A 19,817-nucleotide genomic window follows, 5' to 3' on the forward strand; every position below is an offset into this window, starting at 1 on the left:
TTTAATCCTTCAGTTCTTTCATCATCCCTGGCACGGACTGCGATTCTGGGATCTGGTGCAGCCGGCATTCATGTTCATGGCTGGCGCTGCGATGTATATTTCTTACCATCGTAAACTGGCAAAGGGCCAAAGCTGGGGTGATAATCTTAGTCATGTTTGTATTCGCAGTCTGAAACTTTTCATCTGTGGAATTGCGTTGCATTGTTTTTATGCCGGTAAGCCTGTATGGGAGCTTTGGAATGTGCTCACGCAGTTGGCGTTCACTACTGTGCTCGCCTATTTGATGATTAACAAGTCTTTTACCTGGCAGTTTGCCTTCAGTATTGGCTTGCTGTTGTTAACCGAAGTCTTGTACCGTACCATGGAGATACCAGGATTCGATCAGCCCTTTACCCAGGGAAAAAATTTTGGTGCCTACGTAGATACCTTGCTCATGGGTAAGATAAACAGCGACGGTTGGGTAGCCATCAATTGTATCCCTACAGCAGCGCATACCATTTGGGGGGTACTGGCAGGTAAACTGCTGATCTCCGAAAAGACCAGTGCCTACAAAATCAAAGCATTGATCATCGCAGGGCTGATTGGTCTGGTCATCGGGTTTGGCCTTGACCTGTCAGGCCTTACTCCAATGATCAAACGGATCAGCACAAGCTCGTTCACATTTGCTTCTGTGGGCTGGGTATTACTGATCCTGGCCGCAGTGTATTGGCTGGTTGATGTAAAGCAGAATATCAAATATGCCTGGATCTTTACCGTAGTGGGGATGAATGCCATATTTATTTATCTGTTCTTCGAAACAGTTGGCGTACAATGGCTAAATGCCAAAGTCGCCATTTTTACAGGTGATATGCTACACCTGTTCTTAAATGTGTCCCTCAATATAGCCGCAGTAGTATCGGCCTTCGCTGCATTAATTCTGGAATGGGGGCTGTGTTACTGGCTGTATAAGCGGAACATCTTTTTTAAACTATAAACTAAACCTGATAAAATACCATCATGATAAGAAAATATATAGCCTATGCATGCAGTATTTGCTTAATTACGGTACTGCTGTTCATTTCGTGCAAAAATAAGGAAGATGAACTGGTTAAAGTGGAAAGGCTAAATGTTACCTACACAGAAAGTAACGAGGATTTTCCTAATCCGGAACGTGGCTTCTACCGCTACTCTGAAGTACATTCCAGCAATTACACTGTCTTAACAGAGGCAGAACTGAAAAGCTACCGCTCCCCGCAATCCATAGAAAGTGCAAACTACAAAGTGTCAAGTACGCTCGTTTTCAGGTATTATATTTTAGATGATGTGGTGAATAAAGCCATATCCGGATCGTTCCTGACCAATCTAAAAAAGGATTTCGACGCCGCACGTGCGGCCGGGGTTAAATTGATCCCCCGTTTTGTCTACACGGCCACTGCAAAGCCGGGTAATTGTCCAGAAGGTTTTATTTGCCCCTTGTATGGTGATGCACCAAAAGCGGTTATCCTTAACCACATTACACAGTTGAAGCCAGTCCTGCATGACAATGCCGATGTGATCGCCTGTGTGCAATTGGGCTTTATAGGCACCTGGGGAGAGCAATACTACAGTGATTTTTTTGGAGATGCCTCCAACAATGGCGGTCAGGACAACAAACTGACAGACAACAACTGGAAAGACCGGATAGAAGTGATCAAAGCCATGCTCGACGCTGTACCAGCCGACCGGATGATCCAGCTGCGCTATCCACAATTAAAGCAGCGCTACCTCTACGGCATTAATTCCCCTCTTAGTTCTCCTCCATTAACGGAAAGTGGTGCATTTAGTGGAAGTGATATTGCCCGTTTAGGCTACCACAACGATTGTTTCATGGCTAGCGCCAACGATTTTGGTACTTATGAAGATTATGGCAACAATTCAAGTCCACGTGCTTCTGACGGCACGGTATTGAATACCCTTAAAGATTACTCCAAAGCAGACAGCAAGTTTGTTGTTGTGGGTGGCGAAACCTGCTCAGATGATTATAGTCCAGCCAACGACTGCGAGCCTGCCGGCAAAATCCAGGCAGAATTTGCCGCCCTGCATTACAGTTTCATTAATGCACATTACAATACAGAAGTTAACAACGACTGGCAGGACGGTGGTTGTATGGATCATATTAAACGCAACCTTGGCTATCGTTTTGTTTTACAAAGTGCACAGCTGCCAGACAATCTGGTCAAAGGCACCAGCTTAAACTTTGTCTTAAACATCAAAAATGCGGGTTATGCCTCCCCTTATAATAAACGCCCGGCGAAATTACTGTTGCGAAATACCAAAACACACGAAGTAAAATCATTTGAGATGGCCGCCGATGTGAGGAAATGGTATAGCGGCGATAACAAGGTAACAGAAAGCATTAAAATCCCTGCCGATTTCCCTGCTGGTGACTATGAAATGCTGCTGAGCCTGCCCGATGCTTATGCCAGTATTGCGGCGAAACCGGAGTTTAGTATCCGCCTGGCCAATAATGATGTTTGGGAAGCAGCTACAGGTTATAATAAGTTAAGCCATATCCTAAAAGTTCAATAAAAAGAAAGTATATGATGAAGATCTTTATAACGGGCCTGTTTTTAGTTGTAATGGCAAGCCTTACAGATGCAAAGCTCGCCGCGCAAACAGTCGTTCCTGTTAAAGACGGCGAAAAATGGTACGGAGGCGCTGTAAACGATGCCCACCTGATGCCTTTTAAAGATGGTTACAGTCTGGATATGAATGGCGATACCCGTGGTAACCAGGCTGCACCACTGTTGGTATCTAGCAAGGGCAGGTTCATCTGGAGTGAGGAGCCATTTAAATTCACTTTTGATAAAAACAGACTAAGCATCAGCCATTCCAAATCGATACTCGTCATTGATTCGGCAGGAAAAAATTTGCGTGAGGCTTTTAGCAACGCCTCAAAACGTTTCTTCCCGTCCAAAAATAAACTGCCAGATACCTTATTATTGAGCCGGCCACAATACAATACCTGGATAGAACTGGTTTACAACCAGAATCAAAAGGATATTTTAAGTTATGCCAGGGCAATTATTGACCAGGGTTTCCCACCCGGAGTAATCATGATCGACGACAACTGGGCAGATTATTATGGCAGGTTTGATTTCAGATCAGATCGGTTCAGTAATGCAGCCGCTATGGTAGATACACTGCACCATTTGGGTTTTAAAGTCATGCTGTGGATGAGCCCCTTTGTATCTCCAGACACCGAAGTTTTTAGAGAACTGTTGGCCAAAAAATTTCTGCTGTTTGACAACGAAGGAGAAGCAGGTAAAACCTGGGAAAAAGCAGAAAAACCTGCCCTGATCTCCTGGTGGAATGGCTTTAGTGCGGTGCTTGATTTTACCAACCCAGATGCCAAAACATGGTTTCGCAGCCGTTTAGATCATATGGTCAACACCTACCATCTGGATGGCTTTAAATTCGACGCAGGAGATGCCGATTTTTACCCCTCAAGTTCACTGTCCTTTAAAAAGGCAAGCCCTAATGAACACAGCCGGCTTTGGGGCGAAATGGGCTTATACTATCCACTCAATGAGTACCGGGCCATGTGGAAAATGGGCGGCGAGCCTTTAGTACAACGGCTGCGCGATAAAAAACACAATTGGGAGGATCTGCAAAAACTGATACCACACCTCACTACTGCTGGTCTGCTGGGATACCAGTTCAGCTGCCCCGATATGATTGGGGGCGGAGAATACGGGTCGTTCATCGGTAAAGATAAACTGGATGAACAACTGGTGGTCCGCTCGGCGCAGTGCTCGGCCTTAATGCCTATGATGCAATTTTCGGCTGCACCATGGAGGGTATTGTCAAAGGAGAACCTGTCAGCCATTAAAAAGGCTGTAGATATTCGTGCTAAATACACACCCTATATTCTTCAATTGGCAAAACAATCGGCCTCAACGGGCGAACCCATTGCCCGCAGTATGGAGTATGAATTTCCTAACCAGGGCTTGGCCGATGTAAAAGGACAGTTTATGCTGGGCAGCAAATACCTGGTTGCCCCGGTACTGACAAGTAGCCTGGTCAAAACCATTTATCTGCCAAAAGGCAGCTGGAGAGATGACCTGGGCAAGAAAATAAAAGGCCCTGCAATCCTTACAACAGAAGTGGCGCCAGACAGGTTGCCTGTATTTGAACTATTAAACCGTAACTAGTTAAACTTAAAAGCTTTATTTTGGGAAGAATTAAGAACTTATTTGAAATCACATCTAAATTCAGATGCCATGTGGATGTCTCTACACTTAAGCCTTATGGATCAGGACACATCAACGATACCTATCGTTTAAAAAATCTGGCGGGTACGGAGTACGACTATTTACTGCAGAAGATCAATAATGACATATTTACAGATGTACCCCGTCTTACAGAAAACATGTGCCGGGTTATTGCTCACCTCAAGGGCAAAATGGACGCATCAGGCGAAGGAGATCCTCAGAAAGAAGTCATGACACTGATCGCTACTAAAACAGGACCGTATTTTTATGAAGACAGCAATGGCCATTACTGGCGGATGTGTCTCTTTTTAAAAGACACCCGCAGCTATGATGTTGTGGAAACAGAAAAACAAGCCTATGAAGGAGGAAAGGCCTTCGGGAAATTCCAGGCCATGCTTTCTGACCTTCCTGCAGACATTATGCATGAAGTGATCCCTGATTTTCACAACATCAAAAAAAGACTGGGCCAATTAAACCAGGCGGTCAAGGAGAATCCTAAGGGGCGTGCCGGGCTTGTTTTCCAGGAACTGGAGGCTATAAAAAAACGCAGTGAAGTCATGTCTTTCTTCCAGGAAGCAGCACAACAACTGACACTGCCAAGAAGGGTCATCCACAACGATACCAAATTCAATAATGTATTGCTGGATCTGAAGGGAAATGCTCAATGTGTCATTGACCTGGATACCGTGATGGCTGGTTATGTGGCTTATGACTTTGGGGATGCCATTCGTACCATTGCCAATACTGCTGCTGAAGATGAAATAGAATTGTCCCGTATTCAGCTCAACCTGGACCTGTTCAATGCTTATACCAAAGGCTATATGGAATCCGCGGCCAGCTTTTTAAAGGAGTGGGAGCTGCGATCATTAATAAAGGGTGTGCTTTTAATGCCCTATATGCAGGCTGTCAGGTTTCTGACCGATTATCTGAATGGCGATAAATACTATAAGATCAGGTCTGTCGAGCATAATCTGGAACGCACCAGGGCACAGCTTCAGTTGCTGAAATTACTGGAAGCACAAGCCACCGCTATGGAAAAGACAATCCTGGCCGAGGCAAAAAAGTATAGGAAACACTTTGTTAAATTATAAGATCATGAATAGAAGACATTTTTGCGTAAATGGGGTTGTAGGATTGGCAGGACTAACCTTGATGCCATCCAGTTTGCTGTTTGCCCGGGCAAAAGACAAGATCCGTCTGGGATATATTGGCGTAGGATTAAGAGGCCGAAATCATATTACAGAAGGGCTTCTTCGGTCTGATGTTGAAATAACCGCTATTTGCGATACTCAGGAGAGTTCCTTGAAATATTGCCGCGCGCAATTTGTAAAGGCAGGAAAGAAATTACCGGCCGAATATACAGGAGGTCTTGATGCCTATAAGAAATTATTGGAACGTAAAGATATAGATGCGGTGATCATTGCCACACCCTGGGAATTTCATAAGGAGCAGGCTATTGATGCCATGCGGGCTGGGAAATATGTCGGCTGTGAAGTTATAGCCGGAATTACTGTAGAAGACCATTGGGAAATTTTAAAAGTTTATGAAGAAACCAAAGTTCCTTACATGACCTTAGAGAATGTCTGTTACCGGCGTGACGTACTGGCGGTATTAAATATGGTTCGAAACCAGGTTTTTGGAGAACTGATCCACCTGGAGGGCGGATACCAGCATGATCTCCGTGGCGTTTTATTTAACGATGGGAAGAGTTTTGACGGTAAGGGGGGAGAATTTGGGCCCAATACCGTAGGTGAAGCCCAATGGCGGACGCAGTGGAATGCAGTCCGCAATGGAGATATCTATCCTACACATGGAATAGGGCCCATTATGCAATATATCGACATCAATAAAGGCAATCAGTTTACCAATCTGGTTTCTTTTGCGTCTAAATCCAGGGGTCTGCATCAATATATTGAGAAAGTATCTCCTGGAAATAAAAACTTGTCTGTGAATTTTAAGAACGGCGATCTGGTCACCACGATGCTCAATTGTGCAAACGGAGAAACTGTAACGCTCACCCATGATACGCATTTGCCAAGGCCTTATTCTCTGGGCTTCCGGGTGCAGGGAACGCAGGGCCTGTGGATGGATGTTGCAGATGCGATTTATGTGGAGGGAAAATCTGCCAGTTATGACGAATGGGATAAAGCGAAAGTCTGGCTGGACAAGTATGATCACCCTCTTTGGCAAAAATATGCACATCAGGCCGATGGAGCGGGACATGGAGGGATGGACTGGTTTGTTTTTAATGCTTTCGTAGAATCTGTTAAACAACGCCGGCAAACGCCTGTAGATATTTATGATTCACTAACGATGAGTGTCATTACGCCCCTTTCCGAGAAATCCATAGCCGAAGGGAATATGCCCCAACAGTTTCCGGATTTTACTAAAGGCAAATGGAAGGATCTTAAAAATACATTCGCACTGGACAATAGTGGTTTTTAGATATTTAATTCCCCTGTAACTTAACTGTGCAGGGGAGTTAAAAAATAATTCTGCATTACTTATGATTTAAAGTACGGGGAAAATCCTTAAATTAGGTCAATAAGTTCTGTATTCTATGAGGTACCTGCTGGTGCATATTTTATTTTTCATTGCGCTCCCTCTCCTGGCTTCGCCGCAAGTACTTGATTTGCAAAGTTCCGGATACCATAACATCGGTCGGAATCTGAGCTATCTTGAGGATAAGCCAGCTAAAATGACCCTTCAGGAGATTAAAGCACTGGACAATGCCGGTAAATTCCGACGGTCCAAAAATGAGATTCTGGATCTGGGGACCAGCACTTCGGCTTTCTGGATTAAATTCAGTTACAAAAACATTCCCGAACGCAATAGTTTTCTGGTTATTGATGTCCCGAATATCGAAGATATTGATCTTTATACTACTTTACCCGGTGGTAAAACAAAACATCTGCACGGGGGGAGTTTGTATCCTTCAAGCGAAGATGTGATTTCGGGTAAAAATTTTGTATTCAGTTTGCCTGATCCGGATACTGGTTCTGTTGTACAAACCGTCTATATGCGGGTAAAGTCTAACAATATGATGCTGCTGGCCTTAAAAATAGGTACTGCAGAAACCTTATTGAAGGGTTTCAACTCGAAGACACGCTTTGAACTGTTCTATATCGGTGTATTGCTCACCTTGATGTTGTTTAACCTTTTTCTTTATTTTGGTCTCAAGGATAGGATGTACCTGTATTATGCACTCTATGTTGCCGGAATATTTGGCTACATGATTTTATATACCCGGGGTTACAGCTATGTTTTTGGAAATTCAACAAAAATATTCTTTAATCTTTATCCGCATTTGTTTGCCAGTCTGGCCTGTGTGTCGGTGATTTACTTTTCTAAAGAATTCCTAAGTGCCAAATCAAGGCTGAAGGGGTATTTGTGGCTATTCAACACATTGACTGTTTGTTGGTTGGTCATCTTAGTCATTAGTGTATTCGGCGGAAAACTATTGATATCCAGATCAGTGAACCTACTTTTTCTGGCCACCGGGTTACTTTTGTGGTTTGTTGGGTTTAAGGCCTTTCTTAACGGGCACAGGCCTGCTATTTATTTCCTGCTGGCCTGGTCTTTTATCTGTATTGCTTTGGTTTACTTGTTCCTGGCCCGCTTGGAACTCGTTTCTTACCACGATTGGTCTTTTGAAGTTGGGCCTATGGGGTTTACGTTCGAACTTCTTTTCCTGGCTTTTGGTCTTGCGGATCATTATAATACGTTGCGCCGCGATAAGATTGCCGCCCAAAAGGAGAATATGGAGCTGATCATCTCAGAACAAGCCAGGCTGGAAGTCGTGGTTAAGCAGCGAACAGAGCGATATCTGGAAGCTGTAAGAACCCTGGAAGCTTCCAATGCGGTAAAGGATAAGCTGTTCTCCATCATCGCGCATGATTTGCGCAGTCCTTTTAACAGTTTAAAAAGCATCTTTTTCTTAACGGATATGGACCTGCTGGAATTGAATGAGCTGAAAATGCTCCTCAACAGCAGCAGGGAGAACATAGACCAGATTTACCATACCCTGGATAACCTGCTCTACTGGGCCAAGAGCCAAATGGAATCGGTGAGTAGTGATCCGGTGTCTTTTGATTTGAAAGAGATGGCGGAAGGATTGATGCTGGTGTACGGACCACTCGCAAAGAGTAAAAGACTGGAATTGGTCCTGCAGGCTGATAGTTCCTGTCCGGTTTTCGCCGATGAAAACCAAATTCAGCTGGTTTTAAGGAACCTGATGGATAATGCGATTAAATTCACTCCGATCGGACAGCAAATTACATTGGTTTTGAGTAACGGTGAAGACGGAGTCTATGTCATAGTAGACAATGTCACAGCGGGTGTTTCGGAACTTCAGCTGGAAAATTTGCTGAAAGAAAACAATCACCTTTCTACCCGCGGAACTGCAAAGGAGAGTGGCGTAGGGCTTGGTTTGCTTCTGGCCAGGGAGTACATTTCTGCAAATAAAGGCGTTTTAAAAGTCAGGGTAGAAGGACATCATGTCATTTTTTACTTTAGCTTACCTGCATTGGTTGAGAAGTAGGTCCGGTGTGAAATTGGCTGGCTTGTCTGGTGTTTCCAGCAAATTGCAGAGCATTGAGGCTAAGCAAAATTGCAATCCAGCCAGGTCCAGGATGCATATCCTTACAACTAAGCGCTATATCCGGAATAAAGCTCGTAACTTTGAAGACTCAACAGCTCAATATGGATCCTTTCGTTTACGGCGAACATGTCAATGTACTTACTCATCCTTCAGAAGTGCTTTTCTTCCCGGATTTCTTCCCAAAAGAGGACAGCGACAGCTATTTAGACACTTTAACAAAGCAAGTCCAATGGAAGCAGGAACCCATTAAAATGTTTGGAAAAACAGTAATGCAACCCAGGTTAACCGCTTTTTATGGAGGACCGGAAATTACCTATACTTACTCCGGCCTAAGCATGCAAGCCACGATGTGGACAGCAGCGCTGAAAGAGATCAAGCAAAAAGTAGAAGAAAAATGCAATGCCCCTTTTAACGCCTGCCTGCTCAATTACTACCGAGATGAAAAAGACAGCATGGGCTGGCACAGAGACAACGAAAAAGAACTTGGAGAATACCCCGTCATTGCATCAGTTAGTTTCGGAGCCCAGCGTATCTTCCAATTCCGGAACTACAAAGAAAAGCTCCCTGTCATCTCCGTTGAACTCGAGCATGGCAGCCTGTTGCTGATGCGCGGAGATACCCAAAGGATCTGGGAACACCGCTTACCGAAACTCGCCCGCCCGGCAGCACCGAGGATCAATTTAACCTTTAGATATATCCATATCTAGGCCATAAACAGCTTTTTGTTAAGTTAAAGTCAGATTGCAGCAGATCATTTCTTTTCTCTGATGAATAGACTTATTTTTGCTAACACTGTTAACTAAAATGATAAGCATGGGAATCGCAGAGCGCAAACTACGTCACAAAGAAAGTATCCGGATCGGAATCCTGGAGGCCGCCTGGCAGCTGGTGATCACAGACGGCTGGCAATCTCTTTCTATCCGGAAAATTGCAGATGCTATAGAATACAGCATTCCAGTGATCTATAACCACTTTGAAAACAAAGAAGCCATTCTGCTCGAATTTACCAAAGAAGGTTTTGAAAAGCTGGCCGAAACCCTAAGGGAAGTCAAAGCAACACATGCAGACCCGGCAAAGCAGCTTGCAGCCATGGGAGATGCCTATTGGGACTTCGCTTTCGACAATAAAGAATATTACCAGCTCATGTTCGGCCTGGGCATTCCCGCCTGCGATACCGTTAAAAAAGTTCCCGAACTGCAGGAAATGACCGCACTGATGATCTCTACCATAAAAGAAGCCATTGCAGGCAGCAAAAACCCGGAAGCAGACTACTTTCTGAAATTCCACACCTACTGGTCCATTCTGCATGGATTGGTATCCATACAAATGATTGAGAGTGGGAAACCAGACGTTACCAAAAAGATGATTGTACAAGATGCGATGGCCGGATTTACCAAGGCTCTTGTTGATTAAGCACAAAAAATAATATATTTACAACTCATACCTTTAAAACAAACTGAAGAATGAGAAGAATCTTTAACACCAACTACAACCACCAAAGTCTTGATTTTGCACTTTTACTCCTGAGAATAGGTATAGCCGCCTTTATGCTGACCCATGGCCTGAGTAAAATAAGTCCGGTACTTAACGGTGCCCCAATTCAGTTTGGAGACCCTTTGGGCTTAGGTGAAAAACTTTCTTTCTTCCTCACTGTCTTTGCAGAAGTAGGCTGTTCTGTCCTCTTGCTGTTTGGTCTGGCTACCCGTCTGGCTGTGATTCCTTTGATCGTTACCATGGTGGTTGCCATTTTTATTATTCATGCACCTGATGCATTTGAAAAGAAGGAACTTGCCTGGCACTATCTGATCGTTTATGTATTCCTGTTGTTTTCGGGTGCAGGCAGATACAGCGTAGACGCACTGATCGGTAAAAAACCAGGCAGAAGACGTTAATTTATCCAAACATATCATTTCCAAGATTTAGCCGTTATAGCATTATGAAGAAACTCGCGTTATTTTGCCTGATGGCAATCACTATATCTATATCCGGATGTGGCCTTAATAAACAAGCCCAGCAGATCAAAGCACTTGAAAAATGTACTTACAGGATCGTATCCGCCGACCAGATCTCCATTGCAGGAACAGACATTAAAAGCCTGATCAGTGATCAGAACATAAATATTGGAAGCTTGCCCGGCCTGGCACTTGGACTCTTAAGAAGGGATATTCCTTTAAGAGCCAAACTGAACCTCGAGATTACCAATCCAACTTCCAGTGATGCATCTATCAATGAATTTGAATATAAGATCCTGATCAACCAGGAAGAGATCTCCAATGGTTTTGTAAATCAAAGTGTAGACGTAAACTCCGGACAATCGACCGTAGTACCGGTAAATATGACCGCCAATATCTATCCTTTTATCTCCAATAGCAAGACTATGGAAAGCATCACCGGCTTTTTAAAAGCCAGGAATGGAGGACCTGAAAAAAAGGGTATTGTTACCTTAAAGATCAGACCAAGCATTAAAGTTGCAGGAGCGATCATTAAATACCCAGGATTTATTACCATAGACAAAGAAATCAGCAGTAAAATTCTCTTGTAAAATATTTGAGTGGAGCCCTAAGTTTCATTGGTATTGATTAATTTCGGAAATTAACTGATACATATGAAACTTAGGGCTTCTTTATTGCTGCTTATTTTTGCAACCCCGTTTTTTCTTAAAGCACAAACTTCTACTCAACTGCCTTCGGGCGAGATCAAGCAGGATCTCGAAGCTCTGAATGTAGTAGGCAGCGTTTTGTATATTGCCGCACATCCTGATGATGAAAACACCCGCCTGCTCGCTTATCTGGCCAAAGGCCGTAAATTGAGGACTGGCTATCTTTCCCTCACCAGGGGAGACGGAGGGCAGAACCTGATCGGAAATGAACAAGCCGATTTGCTTGGACTGATCCGTACACAGGAACTGCTGGCTGCAAGACGCACCGATGGTGCAGAACAGTTTTTTACCAGAGCCAATGATTTTGGCTTTTCAAAGAATCCGGAAGAAAGTTTTAAAATATGGGGTAAACAGCAGATCCTGGGCGATGTGGTCTGGGTGATCCGTAAATTCAGACCAGATGTAATTATTACCCGTTTCCCTGAAGATGGAAGAGCCGGACATGGACACCATTCTGCTTCTGCTATTCTTGCCCGTGAAGCCTTCAGTGCAGCTGCGGATCCAAAACAATTCCCCGAACAACTTAAATATGTAAAGATCTGGCAGGCCAAACGCCTGGTCTGGAATACCTTCAATTTTGGAGGCAACAATACCACTTCTGATGACCAGCTTAAAATAGATGTGGGTAGTTTTAATGCCTTGCTGGGCAAAGGTTACGGAGAAATTGCGGCCGAAAGCAGATCCAACCACAAGAGCCAGGGCTTTGGCTCCGCTAAACAGCGTGGGCCGGCCATAGAATATTTTAGCCCGGTGGCTGGTGCCACGGCTAAACAGGATCTTTTTGAAGGCATAGATCAAACCTGGACACGTGTTAAAGACGGGCAGGAGATCAGCCGCCTGATCCAGGAGGCCAATGCGGCTTACCAGCTTACCGAACCTTCCAAATCTGTACCGGCCCTGGTCAGGATCCTTACAGCGGCCGAAAAATTATCAGACGACTATTGGAAAACAGAAAAGATAAAAAAGATTAAGGAACTCCTGGTTGCCGCTTCGGGGCTTTGGTTCGAAAGCTATGCCAAGCAAGCCCAGTATGCCTTAAAAGAATCTATTCCTGTAAACTCGCAGATCCTCATCCGTCCGGGAAATTCCATCGTATTTTCTGATGTGTCGGACTTAGTGGCCCCGCCACCAGCAGCCCAGAGCAACGAAATCATAAATATACGGAGCAAAATTTCTGCAGATCAGTTATCACAACCCTATTGGCTGGCGGAGAAACACGCCATTGGCACCTATACCATTAACGACCCCTTACTAATTGGCTATCCTGAAAACCCCAATTTGCCGAAGATCACCTTCAGTTTTAATATCGAAGGAAAAATCATCAGCTTTGACAGGCCGGTAGTCTACAAATACACCGATCCGGTAAAAGGAGAAATTTACCAGCCTTTGGTGATTGCCCCCCCGGTTACCGCTACCCTGGCAGAAAAAGCCTATGTATTTAACGGCAACCAGCCCCGGAATTTTGCTGTACAACTCAACAGCTTTAAAGATGGGAGCCAGGGCACCCTGATTCCAGTGGTTCCTGATGGATGGAAAGTGTCGCCAGAGAAGATCGACTTCAACCTGGTTGCAAAAGGAGATCAGGAGCTGGTTAATTTTACCGTTACCCCGGCAGGATCCACTCGAAGCGGCACACTTTCTTTAAAAATACAGACTGACGGTCAAACTTTTAACCGTGGCTTGCATGTCATCAATTATGATCATATTCCCGTTCAAACTTTATTTCCCCTAGCCGAAGCCCGTGTAGAACAGGTAGACCTGAAGATCTCTGGCAAAAAGATTGGCTATATTGCCGGTGCGGGCGATCTGGTCCCCCAGTCTTTAAAACAGATTGGCTATGAAGTGACCCTGCTCTCTGATCATGAGGTGCTTAATACCGATCTCTCCGGCTTTGATGCCATCATTACCGGAGTACGACTGTACAACATCAATGACCGGGTAAAAGCCATGCAGCCTAAACTGCTCAAATATGTAGAGGCAGGAGGGACCCTGATGATCCAGTACAATGTAAACAGCCCTTTGAAGATCAACGACCTGGGGCCATATCCTTTTAAGCTCACAAGAGACCGGGTTACAGAAGAAGATGCTAAGGTCAGTTTCCTGGCACCGGAGCACCAGGTGCTCAACTACCCGAATAAAATCACCGTCAAAGACTTTGACGGCTGGGTACAGGAGCGTGGTATTTATTTCGCTACAGATATCGATCCAAAATATACCGCAGTACTGTCTATGAACGACACCGGAGAAAAGCCCTCCAAAGGATCACCGCTCGTGGCCAGTTATGGTAAAGGCAAATACGTCTATTCCGGTCTGGTCTTTTACCGTGAACTTCCTGCAGGTGTACCAGGCGCATACCGATTGCTGGTCAATTTAATTTCAAACCAAAATACCAAATAATGAAGGATCTTAAAAAAGACCCCGAACTGCCGCCTTTTGTAAAAAGCTGGCAGCAGTTTTACCGGCTGCTGATCCTCTGGCTGGGGGTACTGATCCTTTTGTTTTACCTTTTTACAAAATACTTTGAATGAGCAACCTCGACTGGGCAGTACTGATCTGTACCTTATTGGCCATTGTGGTTTATGGGGTGTACAAGAGCCGTGGTGCTCAAAACATCCAGGGCTATCTGCTGGGCAACCAAAGTATGCCCTGGTACAGTGTTTGCCTTTCGGTGATGGCCACACAGGCCAGTGCCATTACTTTTCTTTCTGCGCCCGGCCTTGCATACTCTACCGGAATGAGCTTTGTACAATTCTATTTTGGTTTGCCCCTGGCAATGATTGTCTTGTGCATCACCTTTGTTCCTATATTTCATCGCTTAAAGGTCTATACCGCCTACGAATACTTAGAACAGCGTTTTGATTTAAATACCCGGGCCTTAACCGCCCTTCTTTTTCTCATTCAGCGGGGCTTGTCTACAGGAATTACCATCTATGCGCCATCGATCATACTCTCTACGATACTGAACATCAATACAACCTATACGACCATATTTATCGGCGGTCTGGTCATTTTTTATACCGTTTATGGGGGAACAAAAGCCGTATCCTATACACAAATGCTGCAAATGACCATCATTTTCTGTGGCCTTTTCGCTGCGGGGATAGTGGTGGTACATCTGTTGCCTTCCGGCGTAGGCTTAGGCAAGGCCATTAGTATTGCCGGTAAAATGGGCCGTACCAATGCCATTGATTTTAAATTTGACTGGAACAACCAGTATACGGTCTGGAGCGGCCTGATTGGTGGTTTTTTCCTGCAGCTCTCTTACTTTGGTACCGATCAAAGCCAGGTAGGGCGTTACCTCACCGGTTCCTCCGTAGGGCAGAGTCGTATGGGCTTGCTGATGAACGGCCTGGTTAAAATTCCTATGCAGTTCCTGATCCTGCTGATCGGGGTACTGGTTTTCGCATTTTATCAATACAACCGCCCCCCGGTATTCTTCAATAGTTTTGAACTGAATAAACTACAAAACAGCAGCTATCAGCCTGAATTGAAGCAGATTGAAGCAGAATATGCCGATATTTTTAAGAAAAAGCAGCATGAACTCCAGCAATTGGAAACTGCACTAGACCAGAAAGATCAGACCCGTGTAGACCAGCAGCGGATCGTTTTGAAGGAAGCAGATGAGCAGGCCAAAAGTATACGGAAAAAGGCTACAGACCTGATGCTGAAAAATGACCCTAAGGCCGATATCAACGACAACAATTATATCTTCCTCAGTTTTGTGACCAAATACCTTCCAAAAGGCTTAATTGGTTTGCTGATCGCGATTATTTTCCTGGCTTCTATGGGTTCTACCGCCAGCGCTTTAAATTCCTTGGCTTCTACAAGTGTGATTGATATTTATAAAAGACTGATCAATAAACAGGCAACAGACCCGCAATACCTCAATGCCTCCAGGTGGGCAACTATTTTGTGGGGTGGTGTATGTATTCTGATGGCCTTATACGCCAGTAAGATCGGTAACCTGATCGAAGCGGTGAACATTCTCGGATCTTATATTTATGGTACGATCCTCGGGGTGTTTTTAGTGGCCTTTTATCTGAAAAAGGTAGATGGAAAAGCGGTCTTTGTTGCCGCCATTCTGACCGAAATAGCGGTTTGTGTTTGCGGTTACTACAAAGTGGTGGCGTATTTATGGCTTAATGTTATCGGCTGTTTGCTGGTGGTTGTACTCAGTCTCCTTCTCCAGCAAATACTAAAGCCTGTACAACATAAAAAAGGGCAGCCCTGAAGGCGGCCCTTTTTAAAAGAAAATAGAGAAATTATTTCTTGGCTTCAGCCAGTAATGCCGAATTTAATCTTACATATTCTTCATTATTGGATTCTTTTGCCAGTTTAAGACCTGCTTCTGCACTTGCGGCGGCGCCTTTTTTATCGCCCATTTTTAACTGTACACGGCCTTTCCATAACCTGATCCACGGACCTTTTTGATCTGCAGCTTCTGCAGCGTTCATCCATTCTAGTGCCTTGTTCAGATCTTTGCCATTTTCATAGTAATATTGTGCAGCGGAGAAATAAGGTTTTTTCTCCCCTTTCATTGCCTCATCAATGCTCGCCATTACTTTAGTATCTACATCAGTGGTCAGGTTCACGCTCACTGAAGTGTTTTCCCATTGTAATTGTAACTGTGCCTTGGTTGGATATACATTGACCAGTTGTATGGCAAAGGTTTCTACTTTATCTTTTAAAGCTACTGGTTTTACCTTAACCCTCAGTAAGTCTTCCGACTCTTTATATTCATAAGCGCCCCACTGTTTAGACATTTTATTAAGGATTACCGTCCACTCCTCCTTGCCTGGAATAGTGAAAAGTTCATACTCACCAGCAGGAACCGGTTTGCCTTCAAAAGTAACGTCGTCTGTAAATTTAATTACTGTAGCACTATTTGCACCGGTGCGCCACACATTGCCATACAACTCCAGACCGCCAAAGATCTTTCTGCCTTTCACATTCGGGCGAGAGTAGCTGATGGTTATTTTGCCTAAACCAAAATCTTGTGTGATGGTTTGTCCACTGCTGGCCTGTGGAATTTTTACACCTTGTGCCTTAAGTTCAGCATTCAGGGATACTGCAAGAAGCACAAGAAGGGATGCTTTTAAGGTTGTTTTCATTTTGTTTTTTTTACTAAAATACGGTTAAGCTGTTGAATTCAATAGGATGTTTTGTAATTATAGCCGAAAATTCTGTACATCTGCTTCAAGACTAACGATATCAGGCGGCTGAAAAAGCCGCAGATCTCTGAGGTCTTTCCGCAGCGTACGAGAATTTTCGGTAGCAAGGTGCAGAGGGCGGGAGACCAGGCTGGGCGGATAAAGAACACTTCGTTTCTTTTTTAATCTTTCTGTTTTTTATGTGTTTGGTTTGTATTTAGTTGAATACTACGAGGTGAATAGTTCCAGGTAAATAAGAATTATCTCTATAACAAATAAGAAAAAAACAGAGACTGAACAGGTATTTTATTCCTGTTTGATCCCTGTTTAGTCCCTGTTTGGTCCCTGTTTAATCCCTGTTTTTAATAAACCAATTAGTAACCTGTTCCAGGCATGAATGTATGCAGATGTATGCTTGTTCTTCCATCTTAATTTGTTGGTTTTGAATCTTAGTTATGGGGGGAGTGATCAACCGGGGGATTTACCGGAACTATGGCTGTGCGCTCCTGGAAATTTTAATTTGCATCATTTGGGCAATAGAGGATGCCCGTTTTAAAGCCTCGTCCGTTCTTTCTCCTTTAAAATGGGTTTTAAGTACATCTTCCCAAAGCACCAGCCAGCGCTGGAAATGTTCTGGTTTTAAAGGGATGAACTGATTCAGTTGGATATGTTTAAGCATGGGGTTTCCGCTGTAAGTATGCACATCAAATAAAATAGTTTCCCAAAAGGAGACCATGACCGGAATATGCGCAGTTAAGGAAAAATCAGCAGATTTGAAAACCGGACCAATCAGCTCATCTTGCAGCGCCTTATTGTAAAATTCATTCACCAGCAATCTCAGGTCTTCTTTTTTCTCGATGTCCTTCATGGGCATAAAAGTAAGCATAAGAAATAGGGCATTTAAATGCCGTATGGGCATAATTGTAATAGAAAAGTAAAGTATGTGCTCTTGTCCAAATTATTTGATTCAAATAATAATTGATTTGAAGCACATACTTTGAATTTATGCCTTCGGAATAAATTTGCAGTGTAAAATACACACTATGCTTAGCGTAAAATCATTTGTTTTATTTCTATTTTATTTCCTTTTTATCTGCGCAGGGATTTTAAATGCACAAACCCTGAGTTTAAAGGAGGCGGTAAATACCGCACTAACCAATTATGATCTGCTGAAAGCCAAAGGTAACTATGTCCATGCTTCAGAAGAATCTGTAAAGCAAAGTAAAAGGGATTATTTGCCGAACCTAAGTCTGTCGGCACAAAATGACTATGGAACAATCAATGGTCAGAATGGGCCATCCTATGGTTTGGGTGGTTTAGCAGTCGCCTCCTCAGGGCCTGCACTCGATAAACAAAACTGGAATGCTGCTTTTGGCTCGCTTTACCTGGCCAATGTCAATTGGGATTTTTTTACTTTCGGAAGGATTAAAGAAAAGATAAAAGTTGCCCAGACGGTATTGAACCGGGATAAAAAGGACCTGGAGCAGGAGCGTTTCCAGCAGGAAATCAGGGTCTCTGCGGCCTATTTAAATTTGCTGGCGGCTCAGCGCTTAACCTTATCGCAGAAGAGAAATCTGGATCGGGCACTGGTGTTTCAAAATACGGCTGTTTTGCGTGCAAAGAACGGTTTAATTGCCGGTGTAGATTCTTCTCTGGCCAAGGCAGAGGTATCCAATGCCCGAATCTCTTTAACCAAGGCTAAAGATCTGGAACAGGAGCAGGCCAATAAGCTGGGCGTTCTGATGGGGGTCACTTCGGTTAACTTTACTATAGATACAGCGTCTATTACCCGGATTCCGGCACAATATGGAGCAGATACGCTGATTACGAGCAATCACCCGGTTTTAAACTACTATAAAAACAGAGTAGATGTGAGTAATGAACAAACCAATTATTATAAAAGATCCTACTATCCTACCTTTTCTCTTTTTGGTGTGATGCAGGGCAGGGGTTCGGGCTTCAGTTCTGCGTATGCACAGAACCAGACGGCCTTTACTCAAAGTTATGCCGATGGGGTGAATCCTACCCGTGGTAACTACCTCTTTGGTGTTGGGATGGTCTGGAACCTAACCTCTATCGTCCGTACGCACCCGCAGGTTAGAGCACAGGAGTATATTTCCAGAGGGCTTCAGGACGAGTATGAACTGGTCAACAAACAACTGCAGGCACAATTGGCTTTATCAGATACGAAGCTGAAAAATGCGATAGACAATTATAAGGAGGCACCCATCCAGGTCAAGGCGGCTTCAGATGCCTATCTGCAAAAAAGTACTTTATATAAAAATGGTCTTACCACAATGGTGGATTTAACCCAGGCCTTATATACCCTGAACCGGGCAGAAACCGACCGTGACATTGCGTACAACAATGTATGGCAGGCACTGCTGCTTAAATCTGCTGCATTGGGCAATTATGATCTTTTTATAAACGAATTCTAATCTATACATCAATGAATCTAATACGTTTCGCACTTAGAAAACCGATATCTATCCTGGTGTTGGTTGCCGGACTTTTCTTCTTTGGGATTGGTGCCATCAGTGACATCAAAGTGGATATCCTTCCAAAGATGAACTTACCGGTGATCTATATTGCGCACCCCTTTGGGGGCTACACCCCAACACAAATGGAGGCTTATTTTGGTAAGCAGTACATCAATATTCTGCTTTTTGCCAATGGGATCAAGAGCATTGAAACCAAAAACGTACAAGGTTTGATGCTCATGAAGCTTACTTATTATGAAGGAACGAATATGGCGCAGGCGGCCTCTGAGCTCAGTGCGCTGTCCAACAGGGCCCAGGCCATTTTCCCGCCAGGCTCACAGCCGCCTTTTATCATTCGTTTTGATGCCTCCTCCTTACCGGTTGGACAATTGGTGCTGAGCAGCCCGATCCGTTCCAATAACGAGTTGCAGGATATGGCCAATATTTATGTCCGTTCTTCTTTTACGGCCATCCCGGGTTTGCTGGCACCAGCACCTTTTGGTGGAAGTCCGCGTACGATAGAGATTAACGTAGACCCGAACCTAATGCGTTCGCACAACCTGACCGTAGATCAGGTGGTTGAGGCCATCCGGGTCAACAACCAGACTGCGCCTTCCGGAAACGTGAGGATTGGCAATAAGAATTACATTACACCTACCAATTATACCATTCAGAAAATTAAAGATTTCGAAAATA

The 19,817-nt window shown here is 44.1% G+C and carries 17 protein-coding genes; 15 read left to right on the forward strand and 2 right to left on the reverse strand.

Annotated elements, in window-relative coordinates:
- The 13 genes from VNZ46_RS18920 to VNZ46_RS18980 form a co-directional block, all read left to right on the forward strand.
- On the forward strand, window positions 1–973 hold a 973-nt coding region (locus VNZ46_RS18920), incomplete at its 5' end, for a DUF5009 domain-containing protein (RefSeq protein WP_325561580.1).
- Window positions 974–996: 23 nt separating this feature from the next.
- Window positions 997–2,547: a DUF4832 domain-containing protein gene (locus VNZ46_RS18925; RefSeq protein ID WP_325561581.1), complete on the forward strand. Its 1,551-nt coding sequence runs from the start codon at window positions 997–999 to the stop codon at window positions 2,545–2,547.
- Window positions 2,548–2,558: 11 nt separating this feature from the next.
- A complete protein-coding gene (locus tag VNZ46_RS18930) occupies window positions 2,559–4,172 on the forward strand; it encodes a glycoside hydrolase family 31 protein (RefSeq protein ID WP_325561582.1) in 1,614 nt (537 codons plus the stop codon).
- Between the two features lie 20 nt (window positions 4,173–4,192).
- Window positions 4,193–5,323 (forward strand): aminoglycoside phosphotransferase family protein, encoded by a 1,131-nt coding sequence (locus VNZ46_RS18935; RefSeq protein WP_325561583.1) that lies wholly within the window; start codon window positions 4,193–4,195, stop codon window positions 5,321–5,323.
- A gap of 4 nt (window positions 5,324–5,327) precedes the next feature.
- On the forward strand, window positions 5,328–6,677 hold the full coding sequence (locus tag VNZ46_RS18940; protein WP_325561584.1) for a Gfo/Idh/MocA family protein: 1,350 nt from the start codon (window positions 5,328–5,330) through the stop codon (window positions 6,675–6,677).
- Between the two features lie 115 nt (window positions 6,678–6,792).
- Window positions 6,793–8,772, forward strand: a complete 1,980-nt coding sequence (locus VNZ46_RS18945; protein WP_325561585.1) for a sensor histidine kinase — start codon at window positions 6,793–6,795, stop codon at window positions 8,770–8,772.
- A gap of 140 nt (window positions 8,773–8,912) precedes the next feature.
- Window positions 8,913–9,539: an alpha-ketoglutarate-dependent dioxygenase AlkB gene (locus VNZ46_RS18950; protein WP_325561586.1), complete on the forward strand. Its 627-nt coding sequence runs from the start codon at window positions 8,913–8,915 to the stop codon at window positions 9,537–9,539.
- 106 nt (window positions 9,540–9,645) lie between these two features.
- Window positions 9,646–10,245 (forward strand): TetR/AcrR family transcriptional regulator, encoded by a 600-nt coding sequence (locus tag VNZ46_RS18955; protein WP_325561587.1) that lies wholly within the window; start codon window positions 9,646–9,648, stop codon window positions 10,243–10,245.
- Between the two features lie 50 nt (window positions 10,246–10,295).
- The gene (locus tag VNZ46_RS18960; RefSeq protein WP_325561588.1) at window positions 10,296–10,724 is read left to right on the forward strand and encodes a DoxX family protein; all 429 of its coding nucleotides are present in this window, start codon (window positions 10,296–10,298) and stop codon (window positions 10,722–10,724) included.
- 44 nt (window positions 10,725–10,768) lie between these two features.
- Window positions 10,769–11,374 (forward strand): hypothetical protein, encoded by a 606-nt coding sequence (locus VNZ46_RS18965; protein WP_133777807.1) that lies wholly within the window; start codon window positions 10,769–10,771, stop codon window positions 11,372–11,374.
- Between the two features lie 63 nt (window positions 11,375–11,437).
- Window positions 11,438–13,888 (forward strand): PIG-L family deacetylase, encoded by a 2,451-nt coding sequence (locus tag VNZ46_RS18970; RefSeq protein WP_325561589.1) that lies wholly within the window; start codon window positions 11,438–11,440, stop codon window positions 13,886–13,888.
- The gene (locus VNZ46_RS18975; RefSeq protein WP_325561590.1) at window positions 13,888–14,019 is read left to right on the forward strand and encodes a hypothetical protein; all 132 of its coding nucleotides are present in this window, start codon (window positions 13,888–13,890) and stop codon (window positions 14,017–14,019) included. The genes VNZ46_RS18970 and VNZ46_RS18975 overlap by 1 nt, the downstream gene beginning before the upstream one ends.
- Window positions 14,016–15,722 (forward strand): sodium:solute symporter family transporter, encoded by a 1,707-nt coding sequence (locus VNZ46_RS18980; RefSeq protein WP_325561591.1) that lies wholly within the window; start codon window positions 14,016–14,018, stop codon window positions 15,720–15,722. The genes VNZ46_RS18975 and VNZ46_RS18980 overlap by 4 nt, the downstream gene beginning before the upstream one ends.
- 31 nt (window positions 15,723–15,753) lie before the next feature.
- On the opposite strand, the gene VNZ46_RS18985 is transcribed toward VNZ46_RS18980, so the two are convergent.
- Both VNZ46_RS18985 and VNZ46_RS18990 read right to left on the reverse strand, forming a co-directional pair.
- A complete protein-coding gene (locus tag VNZ46_RS18985; protein WP_325561592.1) occupies window positions 15,754–16,602 on the reverse strand; it encodes a DUF2911 domain-containing protein in 849 nt (282 codons plus the stop codon).
- Between the two features lie 529 nt (window positions 16,603–17,131).
- Window positions 17,132–17,527, reverse strand: a complete 396-nt coding sequence (locus tag VNZ46_RS18990; RefSeq protein WP_325561593.1) for a group III truncated hemoglobin — start codon at window positions 17,525–17,527, stop codon at window positions 17,132–17,134.
- A gap of 157 nt (window positions 17,528–17,684) precedes the next feature.
- On the opposite strand from VNZ46_RS18990, the gene VNZ46_RS18995 reads away from it, so the two are divergent.
- Both VNZ46_RS18995 and VNZ46_RS19000 read left to right on the forward strand, forming a co-directional pair.
- Entirely contained in the window at window positions 17,685–19,079 is a 1,395-nt protein-coding gene (locus tag VNZ46_RS18995) for a TolC family protein (protein WP_325561594.1), read from the forward strand.
- Between the two features lie 11 nt (window positions 19,080–19,090).
- The coding region (locus VNZ46_RS19000) for an efflux RND transporter permease subunit (RefSeq protein WP_325561595.1) at window positions 19,091–19,817 on the forward strand (727 nt) is incomplete at its 3' end.

It is taken from the genome of Pedobacter sp. (genome assembly GCF_035566355.1).
In the GTDB taxonomy this organism is placed as follows: Bacteria; Bacteroidota; Bacteroidia; order Sphingobacteriales; family Sphingobacteriaceae; genus Pedobacter.

What these genes read in the sequence shown, in the direction of transcription:
- VNZ46_RS18925 (WP_325561581.1), top strand. Translation starts at nt 997, where the DNA reads ATGATAAGAAAATATATAGCCTATGCATGCAGTATTTGCTTAATTACG.
- VNZ46_RS18930 (WP_325561582.1), top strand. Translation starts at nt 2,559, where the DNA reads ATGATGAAGATCTTTATAACGGGCCTGTTTTTAGTTGTAATGGCAAGC.
- VNZ46_RS18940 (WP_325561584.1), top strand. Translation starts at nt 5,328, where the DNA reads ATGAATAGAAGACATTTTTGCGTAAATGGGGTTGTAGGATTGGCAGGA.
- VNZ46_RS18945 (WP_325561585.1), top strand. Translation starts at nt 6,793, where the DNA reads ATGAGGTACCTGCTGGTGCATATTTTATTTTTCATTGCGCTCCCTCTC.
- VNZ46_RS18955 (WP_325561587.1), top strand. Translation starts at nt 9,646, where the DNA reads ATGGGAATCGCAGAGCGCAAACTACGTCACAAAGAAAGTATCCGGATC.
- VNZ46_RS18960 (WP_325561588.1), top strand. Translation starts at nt 10,296, where the DNA reads ATGAGAAGAATCTTTAACACCAACTACAACCACCAAAGTCTTGATTTT.
- VNZ46_RS18965 (WP_133777807.1), top strand. Translation starts at nt 10,769, where the DNA reads ATGAAGAAACTCGCGTTATTTTGCCTGATGGCAATCACTATATCTATA.
- VNZ46_RS18970 (WP_325561589.1), top strand. Translation starts at nt 11,438, where the DNA reads ATGAAACTTAGGGCTTCTTTATTGCTGCTTATTTTTGCAACCCCGTTT.
- VNZ46_RS18975 (WP_325561590.1), top strand. Translation starts at nt 13,888, where the DNA reads ATGAAGGATCTTAAAAAAGACCCCGAACTGCCGCCTTTTGTAAAAAGC.
- VNZ46_RS18980 (WP_325561591.1), top strand. Translation starts at nt 14,016, where the DNA reads ATGAGCAACCTCGACTGGGCAGTACTGATCTGTACCTTATTGGCCATT.
- VNZ46_RS18985 (WP_325561592.1), bottom strand. Translation starts at nt 16,602, where the DNA reads ATGAAAACAACCTTAAAAGCATCCCTTCTTGTGCTTCTTGCAGTATCC.
- VNZ46_RS18990 (WP_325561593.1), bottom strand. Translation starts at nt 17,527, where the DNA reads ATGCTTACTTTTATGCCCATGAAGGACATCGAGAAAAAAGAAGACCTG.
- VNZ46_RS18995 (WP_325561594.1), top strand. Translation starts at nt 17,685, where the DNA reads ATGCTTAGCGTAAAATCATTTGTTTTATTTCTATTTTATTTCCTTTTT.